At 37.5% G+C, this 13,179-nt stretch carries 8 protein-coding genes; 3 read left to right on the forward strand and 5 right to left on the reverse strand.

The window, feature by feature from the left end:
• Positions 1–44 precede the first annotated feature (44 nt).
• The 5 genes from IW16_RS15970 to IW16_RS15990 all read right to left on the reverse strand — a co-directional run bounded on the left by IW16_RS15970 (position 45) and on the right by IW16_RS15990 (position 4,702).
• Positions 45–242, reverse strand: a complete 198-nt coding sequence (locus IW16_RS15970) for a KTSC domain-containing protein (protein ID WP_034746451.1) — start codon at positions 240–242, stop codon at positions 45–47.
• Positions 243–340: 98 nt separating this feature from the next.
• Entirely contained in the window at positions 341–1,024 is a 684-nt protein-coding gene (locus IW16_RS15975; protein ID WP_034746454.1) for a T9SS type A sorting domain-containing protein, read from the reverse strand.
• Positions 1,025–1,030: 6 nt separating this feature from the next.
• Positions 1,031–1,621 (reverse strand): phage tail protein, encoded by a 591-nt coding sequence (locus IW16_RS15980; protein ID WP_034746458.1) that lies wholly within the window; start codon positions 1,619–1,621, stop codon positions 1,031–1,033.
• A gap of 133 nt (positions 1,622–1,754) precedes the next feature.
• Positions 1,755–3,617: an AAA family ATPase gene (locus IW16_RS15985; protein ID WP_034746461.1), complete on the reverse strand. Its 1,863-nt coding sequence runs from the start codon at positions 3,615–3,617 to the stop codon at positions 1,755–1,757.
• A 14-nt stretch (positions 3,618–3,631) separates the two neighbouring features.
• Positions 3,632–4,702 carry a DUF4407 domain-containing protein gene (locus IW16_RS15990; protein WP_034746464.1) on the reverse strand — a complete coding sequence of 357 codons (1,071 nt, stop codon included), beginning with the start codon at positions 4,700–4,702 and terminating at the stop codon, positions 3,632–3,634.
• A gap of 341 nt (positions 4,703–5,043) precedes the next feature.
• Between IW16_RS15990 and IW16_RS15995 the strand changes: the two genes are divergently transcribed.
• From IW16_RS15995 to IW16_RS16005, 3 genes are read left to right on the forward strand one after another with little or no spacing between them, the layout of a single operon-like run.
• Positions 5,044–6,603, forward strand: a complete 1,560-nt coding sequence (locus IW16_RS15995; RefSeq protein WP_034746468.1) for a T9SS type A sorting domain-containing protein — start codon at positions 5,044–5,046, stop codon at positions 6,601–6,603.
• 9 nt (positions 6,604–6,612) lie between these two features.
• Positions 6,613–9,675: an RHS repeat domain-containing protein gene (locus IW16_RS16000; RefSeq protein WP_131327919.1), complete on the forward strand. Its 3,063-nt coding sequence runs from the start codon at positions 6,613–6,615 to the stop codon at positions 9,673–9,675.
• Between the two features lie 2 nt (positions 9,676–9,677).
• A complete protein-coding gene (locus IW16_RS16005) occupies positions 9,678–13,178 on the forward strand; it encodes a DUF6443 domain-containing protein (RefSeq protein WP_051890349.1) in 3,501 nt (1,166 codons plus the stop codon).
• The last annotated feature ends 1 nt before the right edge of the window (position 13,179 follow it).

Below are 13,179 nucleotides of genomic sequence, written 5' to 3' on the forward strand. Positions count from 1 at the left end.
CTATGAATGCCTCCAGAAATGGGGGCATTTTTATGAGCTGTCTGTCAGCTGACCTTAATGTATTTGAATTTCCGCTTGATCACGGAATTCAAAAAACTTCCTTTTGACCTCGCCCCTCTGAATTTTTCATAAATAGAAAATGGTACCTTCAGATAGTCATATACAGATCCTGACTGATAGATGATTCTCAGTACTTCAGTCTCCGGAAAATAGATATAACTGTGGACAACACTTGATGGCATATTAGGCAGTGAGCAAAAAATATTTCCTAAAAAAATAACCTCCGGAAACTCCGAAGGCTATATCAATAATCAATTAATGCTATAAAGACATTATATTTCTATTTTTTCACGAATTTAAATTCATGAGATTCGAAACTTTTAGTGGTAATTTTTAAAACATAAACTCCCGCAGATAGATTGGAAACATCAATTTTCTGATCAAATGCATCCGTTCTGATCAATCTTCCGTCTACATTAAAGATTTGTATCGTATGTCCGTTATCAATTCCTGAAATACGGATGACATCCGAAACAGGATTAGGGAAAATCTGGATTTTAGATTTACTGACTTCCGACGTTCCAAGTGGAGAACTATGTAGATCCCCTGTCAGGGTAGAATTGGTAGTCGACAGGTTGCCTCCGCATTGTCCACCGGTCTTAACTGTGTTTTCTACCCAGGTTCCAAATGTATTGCTTGGTGGTCTTGAGCTGCCGTTATTTCCTGTTGAATTATAATATATCAAAGAAGGAGTAGTGAAAGTTCCGTTTCCTTCATCAGCTAGAAACTCCCATCTTGTTAAGGCGTTGTTCCACTGGATTTTAAACTCGCAGGTTCCTAATCCACCGCAAGGCTGCCCGTCAATGGGTGTTGTTATGTAGATATTTTTGTTGTAGGCATCCACTGTAGTTTTCGTGAAAACGAAGTTCTGGTTGTCAAACAGATTATGACACCCATTGAAAGTGATGGTCTGTGCGGCCATTGAACTTCCAATTGCTATGGCTAATAAGTATAGAGTTTTCATACCTTATTAATTAAAAGATGGATAAACCCCCTGTGTTGCAATGATGCATCTTAAGGTAAGAAAAGGAGATCTGTTTTCATGGGGTTGGTTTCCTCCCGTCGGGTTGACCATAGTAGCTTTCATGGTTGTGTTGGCATTCGCGTCAGAATATTCCTTATCCAGGAGTTTGGTGTCTGCAGGCAGATTTCCTGTTGGTGTATTCTGATTTCCTTCAGCGGTTACAGCATTCACGGTATGACTGTGCATAGGCATTTGCTGCTGGGTTAACGTAACCGATTCGCTTCCTCCTGTCTCACCCACAACATAATTATTGCTGCTTCCCGGGCCCATTCCATAAGAAATAGGAACTCTTCCTCTCATATCGGGTAGGGCAAAATTAGTAGTTCCGTTTCCTCCGAATGTTGTTCCCAGTAACGAAAAAAGAGCTTGGTTCTGTGCGATAGGCAAAAGCTGGCCATTGCAGTCTGCCCATCCATTGGGAGTTCTGTTATAAGGAACAAAAATGATCTGTCCCAGATAAGGATCCATTTGTGCTTTTAAAGTAGGTGTGAAGGCACAGCTTACAAGCAGTGTGAAGGCTAAAATTAAGTTTTTCATGATGATTAGTTTAAGTGAGGTAAAATTATAAAATATTTTGCATAAACTAATTATAGAAACAAAAAAACCTTTCAGAATTAACTGAAAGGTAAGATTTTATTAATGTTTATCTGTATTGTTATGGATTTTTTCTCTACTGTTCCAGCATTTTGTGGTACCCGGCAATATGAAGATATCCTTCTTCTTTAATACTCACGTCAAGCTGGTGTTTTCTTGCGGTTTCATAGATTTCTTTAGGCAGCATACTTCCTTTTTTACTGAGTTCAATACTCATGTCTTTCAGAAGATTAAGATGGATAATAAGATCTTCTCTCGTTTTTTTTGCCAGATCCTGCATTAACTTTTCAATCTTTTTATCCGTAATATCATGCTGCATCCGGTGTGGATAATCTTCCAGACTGTATGCGGCCTGATACTCTTCATCAAATCCATATTTTCTTATATAATCAGCAGCTAAAGCGGTAGCCTGTTCCCTGTCATGACTTCTTCCTATGCTCGCATTATTTTCACCAAAAACAATTTCTTCAGCAATACCTCCGGCAAGATAAATTTTGATTCTGTCCAAAAGACTTTCCTTTGTATCATGGATCTGATGGGGAAATGTAAATCCTGCTGCATAGCTGCTGGCAACTTTACTCTTCAGCTGCAGAGGTGCAAAACCGGTGTAAAGCATGTATGAAATAGCATGTCCGCATTCATGAACGCTAATATTGGCCACTGCGTCCTGTTGGCTGGACTGGCGTATGCTGTCTATTCTTCCGGTGTATGGAATATCTATGGTACGGGCTCCTACTTTTCCTGTAATCGTCTTCTGCTTGACCAGATAATCAATTTCTATGGTTTTGTCATCATGGATAATCGCTTCAAAAAGAAATTTGCTGAGGTTGGTATCTAAAATATCCACGACACTGCTGAAGACAGGGCGTACACCCTGAACCGGAAAGACACCGTTTCTATAAATCAGCTCATTGATATTTTTACTGATTTTTAAGCTGATCCCAAATTTTGACTTCGTTTTCGTCTTGAGATTGTTTATTTCTCTTTGTACCAGTTGTTGAAAATCTTCTGTCTTTAATGAAAAATAGATCAGATGGATATTTCCGAATCTTGCGACCTGCTCCGGACGGAATTTTCTGGACAGAGCATTTTTAATATCAACAACAGTGATTTTCTTGGTAAAAGCATGATAGATATTGGCATCAATGTCTGCCTCGCTGGTTTCACGGGACATCTGAAAAGCTTCATCAAGATTTCCACTGATGATGATCAGCATTTTGCTGTAATCTACCGGCTCATATATTTTCTTTTCCTTTTGTTTTTTCAGGATAAGTTTGATCATGTCTTCCTCTTTCATATCAATGATGCTCATGACATCATCTTCCATGCTGAGGTATTTCTTCAGTTCTTTAGCATCCCAAAGGTTCAGATAAGGATTCTCATCCATTTCTGCTTCGCCGTTTACTTTGCGTCGGTCATTTTCCTTTTTGCGTAAAAGATAGGAGAAAAGATAATGCTCAAGATCATCACGTTCTCTTCTGCTTAATCTGCCATCACTCAAAAGTTCCCAGAAATCAGTGAACTTTGTCTGTGGTACGGGTGTACCATCAGGATCAAGGGTATTGAAACGCTGAATTTCATCGAAGAGGACAATGCTCGGTTTTTCGTCATTGAGGCGGTTGCTTTGGAAAATGTCGGAGACACTTTTACTCCATGAAGTTTCATCGCTGTTACTCAGTTCTATCTCTACAAAACGATTTTGAAATTCCAGAAAACGGACAGTTTTTCTTACCAGATCGGTCTTTCCAACGCCTGTCATTCCCCACAGATTGATCACTACGGGGCGCGTCAGAATTTCGGGCATCAGGTACCAGATCTGAATGTATTCCATTAAATCATCAATAATTTTATCAATTCCGATGAATTCTTTTTTCAGAAATGCTTTGCAGTCGTCCAGCTTTTTCTTTTTCTTCTGGATCTCTTCTTTATCAATAATCATGCGTGAAAAATACGCTATTTTTTTAAATTATCCTTAAAATCATCAATTCTGAAATCAGTCAGAGCATTCCCTTTTTCAATTTTTTCCTTAGAATAAAGCCTGAAATCATTTTCTGTTTTTTCCAGAAGGTGATCATAGGGTCCCACGTAGGAAATTAATTTGACTAAAACCGGAGAAATTTCAAGACATATAAAAAGCCCCATGATGAAAGCAGCAGCCAGTCCGATGATCGCTGAATTTTTCCCCAGCTCATCCAGAGCCTGAAGTCTTGCTGCAAATCCGTTGAATTTATCCTCAAAGGTTTCCGAAGATTTTCGTTCTGTTTCCAGGTTGGTGTAGACTTTGGAAATTTCTTTATCTAAATATTCTACCCGAGGTGCATTTTGTTTTTGGAAATTTTCCAGATCCAAACGGCGCTGTTCCTTCAGTTCCTGCTTACGTTTTGCATTGGGACCATACCCTTCTTTTCCGCTGGTAAGGCCCGATTGTTTTCCAAGAATTTCTTTTTCAAGTTCTACCGCTGCCGAGTCATATGCTTTTTGATACTGTATGGTCTTTTCAGCGATCTGTTTTTTTTCTGTTTCAAAAGGTCCGCTCTGCTGCAAAATTCTGCCACTCATTTCACCCTGAAGCTGTTTTTTATTTCGCTGGATAATTGTATTCAGCTGTTTGTTCACCTCTTTTTCAAAAATTTTAAGCTCCAACGGTTTTGAAATAATAATTCCCAGAAATGTCGCTAAAATCAAACGGGGAACGGCCATCAGGATCTGATTCCACCATGTTCCTGTTTTTTTGATTGAAGAAACAATATAGCGGTCCAGGTTGAAGATCATTAAACCCCAAAGAATTCCAAATCCTGTGGAGGTCCATATATTATCAAATACAGTGTACATGGCATAGCCTGCGGAAAGGGTTGCAAATACAGCGGTAAACAGTACAATCCCACCAATTCCGGAAAATTTATTCCATTCACTGGGGGTCTTTCTTAAAATATGAATGTTTCCTCCGGAGCATACCATGAGAAACTTCTGGAACCAGTTTATTTTATGATTCGCTTGATTTATAGTTTGTTGGTTTGTTTTCATTATTGAAAATTTATACAAATGTACTACTAAAAATCATACCAATGTAAAAGATAGTATTATGTTTTGCCAAGTAATTTATTTTTTCAATTGAATGGTTTGATTTACATTGATATTATTTTAATTATGATAGGGTACGTTATGATGTTCAAATATAATACGTCATGTTCTGTCGCTTTGTCTCTATACCTTTGCAACAGTACTACTTAACATTGTTTAAAATACACGGGAATGTGATAAATTTCATATTAAATCTCTGTAATGAGATTTGAAAGGGTGTTAAAAAATGTTAAATTTGTCGAAATGTATATCTAAAACTAATATTAACTTAAAAACTCAAATAGATGAAGAGATTCTATTCTGGTGTATTTTCTTTATGCACTATTCTTGGCTTGTCAGCCCAGGAAATATTGTGGCAAAAAGACATCAAATCCTCTACTCAGGATTTTCTGAGTCAGGTGACCACTACCATCGATCAGCAATATCTTATTTCCGGAAGCAGCATTCAAAGCGATAAGCTTCAGACGGGAAGTAAGCAGAATAACGGCTACGATTTCCATTTAGTCAAACTCAATCAACAGGGCGAAGAGGTCTGGGAAAAATACTTCTCAGGAAATAACCATGATTATTTGTCCGCTTCGATAACTACTCAAGAGGGAGGAGCGCTTATAGCAGGAACTTCCTACTCATCGAAAGGTCTGGATAAAAAAGACGATTCCAAAGGCGGATCCGATATCTGGCTGATCAGGATCAATGAATTTGGTGATGAGCTTTGGCAGAAAACACTGGGAACTTCAGCAGATGAGGAAGCAAGAGCGGTTATTCAGACGACAGATCTTGGGTTTTTCGTGGCAGGAAATGTACAGAATTCAGCTAAAGGCTTTGGTTCAAAGGATGTTTTGGTGGCGAAACTTGATAAAGACGGGAAAGTCCTTTCTGAAATAATTTTTGGTGGAAAAGGACTTGATGAGGTAGAAAAAATGATTCCTACCCGAGACGGAGGAGCGTTGTTAGGGATCTATTCCAGAAGCAATATCGGAGGCTCAAAGAAGATCGAAAACTTTGGAGAAGGAGATTATTGGATTATAAAACTTTCGAACGAAGGCAAGGTAGAATGGGAAAAAAACTACGGAGGAAAAGGCGATGATCACATCAGAGCGCTGGTTTTAACATCATCCGGATTTTTGATAGGCGGAGAATCCAGATCCGAAAGATCAGGAAATAAATCTGTTGGCATTGAAGAGGGAACCGATTTATGGGTGATTTCTTTAAATGAAAGAGGCGAAGAAATCTGGCAGAAATCCTACAATTTCGGGAACAGAGATATCCTGATGGGCATGAGTACCATTAATCAGAGTCAAGATTCAGGAACCAGGAACCAAGACTTCACCAAAGGAATTTTACTCGGTGGCTACACTCAGGCAGAAGGAAGAATTGAAGCCAATGATGAAAGTTTTTGGATGCTGTATCTGGATCAGGAAGGAAAAGAGCAGTGGAGAAAGCACGTGAAAGGAGAATCTAAAAAACGGGAAGAAAGACTTTCAGACATTAAGCTCAATAGAGACGGCTCCATTATTCTGGCAGGAACCAGCGCCGATGAACTGGGAAAAGAGAACTGGAAAATCATAAAATTAGGTGATCAACAAATTGATCAGTTAATGGTAAAGCAAGACATTAAGATTTATCCGAATCCGGTATCAGATTACGCTTATGTAGAAATAGGCTATGATTTCAAAGAGGCTGATATTATAGTTTATGATATGGGCGGAAGACAGCTTCAGAGTCTGAAAACCAAGAATAAAGTAACTAAGATTAATACTCAGAATTTAATTCAGGGAGCGTATCTGGTTACGATAAAAACGGATGCGAATAAAACAGCGAATGCTAAACTAATCAAAAAATAACATTAAATAATGAAAAAGATATATATGTGCATTATAAGCCTGATGGGCTTACACTTTAGTGCACAAACACAAATTATACCGCCACAAACTAGAGTAAAAGCACCCAATACAGATGCTATTTCAGTGTTCAATTTTACGGAAAGTCCAGTTTCTCTTAATACAGGATTGGTCGATGTAAGTTATCCTGTCTATGAAATTAAGACCAATGGATTAACCATTCCTATTACATTAAGCTACTTTTCAAGAGGTGTGAGAGTAGAAGATATTGCTTCTTCCGTAGGTTTAGGGTGGAGCCTGAATTATGGAGGAATGGTTAGCCGTGAGATAAGGGAAGGAGCAGACGAGTTGGGGAACTACAGCTACTTATATAATAATATATATGATAATTTTTTTTCAAGTAATGTTAAAAGAAATTCAGTACTTGGGACAATGAGTTCTATAGCAGGAACTGAAAATAGTGTTGACTTTATACCTGATCAATTCTATTTTTCGTTAGCTGATTATTCTGGAAAATTTATTTTAGACTGGCATGATAAAAAAGCGCTTCAACAAACTTTTACAGATATAAAAATAGAACCGGACTGGACCGGGGGCCCTGTACTCCATTCATGGGTCATAACGGATACAAAAGGGAACAAGTATTATTACGGAAGAAATAAAGAAACGAATAATGACTATGTAAGCTATGTTTTGGGAAGGAATTTTAGACAAATACATCCTGCTTCCGCCTATGCAGAACTGGATCAAGACACAAACTTAAATCCGGATACCTGGTATTTGCAAAAAATAGTAACATCTTCCAATGAAGTTATTAAATATAATTATGTTCCTCATACTACACAATATTATAAAAAGAAATATGATCAGCGGATTTCTCCATGCCTCCATCCATGCGATAACCCTCCTGATGCAGGGAAAATTTACACCTATTTTTCTTTAGTTGATGAGAGTAAATTTGCTTTGGAGTCTATCGAATTTCCAGAAGGTAAATTACAGTTTGTATTAAGTACTGCCGACAGACAGGATGTACTACAGGGAAATGCATTGGAAAAAATAATAATCTATGATAAACAGAATAAGATCATTGAATCACATCAGTTGACCTATGATTATGTTGATGCTTTAACAAATAATGCAAGAACCAATGTTATGTTAACCCAACTGGATCCAAATTCAAAAAAAAGAATGTTTTTGAAAGAGATCAAAAAAGAAACAGTAGAAAATAATGCTGCAGTATTGGTTGCAAAGACAAAGTATAATTATAATCCTGAGCGACTGCCGGACCGCTTTTCCACGGCTAAGGATCTCTGGGGATATTATAATAATAAAAGTAATGGAACATTTGATCATTTCTATGATTATCAGGGTATTATTACAAACAGAAATACCGATGAAGTAGCCTCAAAAGCAGGTGTTCTTACGTCAATCGATCTGCCTACAGGAGAAAAAAGAATATTCACATACGAAAATAATGTTTTACGTTCTCCCTATTTTAATTTTAACCAAATAATTGGATACTCATTGACAGATGATTTCGGTAATAAGTATGGGCCGGGCCTGAGAATCCAAGCTATAGAATACCGTGATGGGGGGGAAGTGAAAATGAAAAAGTCGTATGAATATACCGATGATGCGGGAAATAACAGTGGGAGATTATTTGGGATGCGGGAATACATGGCTATATTAGGGTATAAAAGCTTTATGCAGGGGGCTACCCCCATACCTGTTATTGATCCGGACGGTGTACTTGCCGGAAATGTTAATTCAGCTTTGGAGTCCCGTAATTTTGGGTATTCTTACGTTAAAGAATATTTCGGAGATCAATCTACCAACAAAGGAAAAATAGATTACATTTTTACAAATCATCCTGATACCTGGAATTTTGCAGAATATCCATTTCATTTGGCAAGTGATAATAGCTGGACGAGAGGCCTTCTTCTTGAGCAGAAATATTATGAAAAAAAGAATAATGGATATGTGCTCCAAAAAGAAATAAAAAATAATTATAAAATCGGAGGATATGATCATGATAATATAACAGGTCTGGTAGGTCCATTGCCTGGTTTTGCTTTTGCGTCTCCTCCAATATTTAATTATGAAAAAACCAACTATTTATATAAAATGCCATTGGCTAAAATTTATATAGATAATCGGATGCCTGATTTCGTTCAACCACAATTGAGCTCTCCTTATTTGATATTTGCCAATGCCAGTTTTGGATATTACTGGTACTTTAAACCCTTCAACTTTACAGGAGGACGAATAGAAAAGTATGAAACTATTGTAACCGATCATACCGCTGGTGGTGAAATCATATCACAAACAAATTTCACCTACCCGTCTTATTCTAATAATATCTCTAAAGTAAAAAGTAAAGATTCAGATGGCGGGATATTGGAAACCTCTTACAGCTACGCTCAGGAAAAAGGGAATCAGCTGATGATCGGTAAAAACATGGTTGGAATACCATTAGAAACTGCCTTAGTGAAGAAAAAAGATGAGCAGGATGCAGGTAAGGTACTTTCAAAATCAGAAACTGTTTATCCCGTTTCCCAGTCAGAAGCGGATACCAAGACTGCCGGTTTAGTGCTGCCATACGAAGTGAAATCTACGGACTTACTTAATATAAGTGCTAAAGAAATTACTTACGACAGATATGATACTAAAGGCAATCTGGTTCAGTATACTAAAAAAGGCGGTTCTACAGTTGGAGTTATCTGGGGATATAATAAAAGCCTGCCCATTGCTACCATAGAAGGTAAGGATGCTGCTTTATTTATGGGCATGTTTGATACAGATATTTCTGTTCTGAGTAATGCATCCAATAGTGATGTGAACCCTGCCACAGAGGACCAATTCAGGTTAAAATTAGATGCCTTTCAGAAGAGACAGTTTAATATATCGGTGTCTATTACTACATATACCCACAATCCTTTGATCGGTGTAACCAGTATCACTCCACCTTCAGGAATCAGAGAAATCTATCAGTATGATTCAGCAAACAGGCTCGAAAAGGTGATTGATGTAAATGGAAAGGTGCTGAAAGAATTGAAATACAATATTAAAAACTAAACATGAAAAAGATAATTATTCCAATAAGTGCGCTGCTTATAAGTCATTCAGTGCATGCCCAGCTTACCCAGGGAGAAAACTATATCCAATCCAAAACCTATCTTGATTACCACGGTAACCAGCCTACAAAAGTGGCTGAAACAGTTCAGTATTTTGATGGTTTAGGAAGACCTAAACAAATCGTTAATGTGAAAGCCTCCCCTCTTGGAAAGGATGTGGTTACCCATATCGAATATGATGGATTTGGAAGACAGGTTTTAGATTTTCTTCCCGTTCCTCAGTCTGGAACGCTCAACGGAGGGATTGTCCCTTCTTCATTAGCCAATGCTACTCAACCCGAGATTTATGGTTCAGAAAAGATTTTTTCAGAGAAAGAATTTGAAAACTCTCCTTTGAATAGAATCCTTGCACAAAAGCACGTGGGAAATGCTTGGAGTAACAAACCCGTAACCTTCGAATATGATACCAATAAGACTAATGAGGTGTATAAATACAACACTTCCACCTCATGGGAAAACGGAGCCACTAAAAGTGGTTTGAGTCTGTCACCGACCGAAACCTATCCTGCAGGCCAGCTATATAAAAATACGGTAAAAGATGAAGACGGAAATGAAACGGTAGAATTTAAAAATGGAAGAGGACAGGTCTTATTGGTAAGAAAGATCATGAGTTCCACGGTTCACGTTGATACATATTACGTATATAATGAATACAATCAACTGGTGTTTGTACTTTCTCCCAAATCCATCCACAAACCAATCAGTGATGATCTGCTGAATGAATTATGCTACCAGTATCGATACGACGGCAGAAACCGCCTGGTAGAAAAGAAACTTCCGGGTAAAGGCTGGGAATATATGGTGTATGATAAAGCGGATAGGCTAATTCTTACTCAGGATGCCAATATGAGGAATTTAGGTAACTGGTATATGACAAAATATGACCAGTTTGGAAGAGTGGCTTATACAGGAACACTAAAAGATAACAGCAGCAGGAGTAATCTGCAGAATCAGATTGCTGATTTGGTGATCTATGACGCCCGACATCCGTCCGGAATCTTTAGGAATGGAATAACCCTATATTATACCAATGTGTATTTCAGTGTAGATACTCTTTTATCTGTTAACTATTACGATACCTATCCTCAGGGATATGGGTTCAATCCTCCTTTCCCATCTACTATTCAGGGAGAGCCCATTTTAACAGAAACATCTTCCTCTGACGGTCGAAGTACCAAAGGACTTCCTGTGATGAGCTTTGTAAAGAATATCGAAGATGATAACTGGACCAGGAATTACACCTATTATGATATGAGAGGTCGTGTAGTAGGATCTTATTCCATTAACCATTTGGGAGGATATACCCAAACAGAGTCCAAACTGGATTTTGCAGGCGTTCCACAGACGGTTATCACAAGACATAAAAGGCTAATGTCTGATACAGAAAGAGTGATTACCGAAAACTTTACCTACGACCATCAGAACAGGCTGCTGGTTCATAAGCATCAGGTAGATAATCATCCAGAAGAAATTCTTGCTCAGAACATATATAATGAACTTTCTCAGCTTGAAAACAAGAAGGTAGGAGGAGTATCTCTTGGGTCACCACTTCAAAGTATAGATTATAAATATAATATCAGGGGTTGGATGACGCAGATTAATGACCCTACTAACCTCGCAGGAAAGTTGTTTGGATATGAGATGAAGTATACTAATCCTGTATATACTAATAATACTTCAGGAAAGTTTAATGGAAATATTACAGAGGTTGATTGGAATGTTGCTAATAATGGAATTCTAAAAAGATATAATTATCAGTATGACTCATTAAACCGACTATTAAAAGGGAGTTATTCTGAGCCCAATTCCTCGATCACCCAAAATGATTATTTTAACGAAGAAATTACATATGATATAAATGGGAATATTAAAACGCTAAAGAGATTTTCAAAACCTAGTGGGGGAACTACAGCTGAGAAAATTGATGATTTAATTTACAACTATCAAAATATTAATTTTAGTAATAAGCTGGATGTAGTGACTCTACCTGCTGGTGTAACAAATAATATATCGGGATATAATGCGTTACAAGGAACTTTCGAATATGACCTTAACGGAAATATGACCAGTCATCCTGATAAAAAAATGAAGATAAATTATAATTTTCTTAATCTTCCTACTGACGTATTGATTGGCGGGAAAATATTGGAAAAGTCTACTACCCGCTATACTTATAGAGCAGATGGTACAAAAGTATCTAAAAAATTTGACGATGGTGGAGTTGTAGAAGTTAATTATCTTGATGGTTTCCAGTATGATAATAGACACAATTATGATACGTCAGCATCTTTATATACAATTCCTGCCTTAAAATTTGTGCCAACTTCGGAAGGTTATTATGATTTTACAGATAATAAGTATATTTACAATTATGTAGATCACTTGGGAAATGTAAGAGTAAGCTACGCTTATAATTTAGGAATAATGGGGGTAGAGATTATAGATGTAAATAATTATTACCCTTTTGGCCTTAAGCATCAGGTGGGATCTTCTAGAACAGTTATGGGGGGAGTTCCATATACCTACAAGTACAATGGGAAGGAACTGCAGGAAACGGGTATGTATGATTATGGTGCGAGGATGTATATGGCAGATTTGGGAAGATGGGGAGTCGTAGATCCACTTGCGGAAATATCTAGAAGATGGAATCCATATAATTATGCCTATAACAACCCAATTAGTTTCATAGATCCGGATGGAAGAGAAGGGACTGACTGGATTAAAAAAGATAATCAATGGACATATGATCCATATATTACAACAGCGGCTCAGGCAAAAGCTGCCGGAGCAGATGCATTTGCGAAAAATGGTTCGGTAGTTTCAGATGCTAAGATTGGAGCTGACGGAGAAGCTGGTTATGTAAGGCTTAATGCAGGGGGAACAGCAGCATATATGCCGGATAATCTGTCAACAGCAATGGCGAATTTTTCGCACGAAACTCTTGGCACAATGGTTTCTGGAGGTCTACAATGGGAAAAATCTCTTTCCCATTTAGGAAATGAAGGTGGAGATTTTTATTCAAATCCAGGAGGTTTGGGTGTAGGCGGTGGCACAAATCCATTCTTTAGACCAGATATAGACAAAGTAGTTGATGTAGAAGGTTACTTTGGAGGCATACACAATGGTTTGAGCAGAGGAGATAAAGGAGTACCAAGTTTGCTTAACTTTATGGTAGATGGAATGTCACTTGTAGATATGAATAAATCGTTTTTAGTAGCTGAAAAAAAGACTTTCTATGGAACTATTTTCACAGGAGTTGAAGCAAACAAAATAGGAGATAGGGTAAACGGATTTAAAGTAACTGGTGACACCCGATATATTCATAATTTAAATAATTTTCAATATGATTCTTTAAGAAGTAAAAACTCCTCAGATAGTGCTAGATTTCTTCGACAAATGAATCAAAAATCAGATTCATTATTAAAAACAATGCTAAGGAAATAGT

Source organism: Chryseobacterium vrystaatense, from assembly GCF_000737765.1.
Classification (GTDB): domain Bacteria; phylum Bacteroidota; class Bacteroidia; order Flavobacteriales; family Weeksellaceae; genus Chryseobacterium; species Chryseobacterium vrystaatense.

What these genes read in the sequence shown, in the direction of transcription:
- IW16_RS15975 (WP_034746454.1), bottom strand. Translation starts at nt 1,024, where the DNA reads ATGAAAACTCTATACTTATTAGCCATAGCAATTGGAAGTTCAATGGCC.
- IW16_RS15995 (WP_034746468.1), top strand. Translation starts at nt 5,044, where the DNA reads ATGAAGAGATTCTATTCTGGTGTATTTTCTTTATGCACTATTCTTGGC.
- IW16_RS15990 (WP_034746464.1), bottom strand. Translation starts at nt 4,702, where the DNA reads ATGAAAACAAACCAACAAACTATAAATCAAGCGAATCATAAAATAAAC.
- IW16_RS15980 (WP_034746458.1), bottom strand. Translation starts at nt 1,621, where the DNA reads ATGAAAAACTTAATTTTAGCCTTCACACTGCTTGTAAGCTGTGCCTTC.
- IW16_RS16000 (WP_131327919.1), top strand. Translation starts at nt 6,613, where the DNA reads ATGAAAAAGATATATATGTGCATTATAAGCCTGATGGGCTTACACTTT.
- IW16_RS16005 (WP_051890349.1), top strand. Translation starts at nt 9,678, where the DNA reads ATGAAAAAGATAATTATTCCAATAAGTGCGCTGCTTATAAGTCATTCA.
- IW16_RS15985 (WP_034746461.1), bottom strand. Translation starts at nt 3,617, where the DNA reads ATGATTATTGATAAAGAAGAGATCCAGAAGAAAAAGAAAAAGCTGGAC.
- IW16_RS15970 (WP_034746451.1), bottom strand. Translation starts at nt 242, where the DNA reads ATGCCATCAAGTGTTGTCCACAGTTATATCTATTTTCCGGAGACTGAA.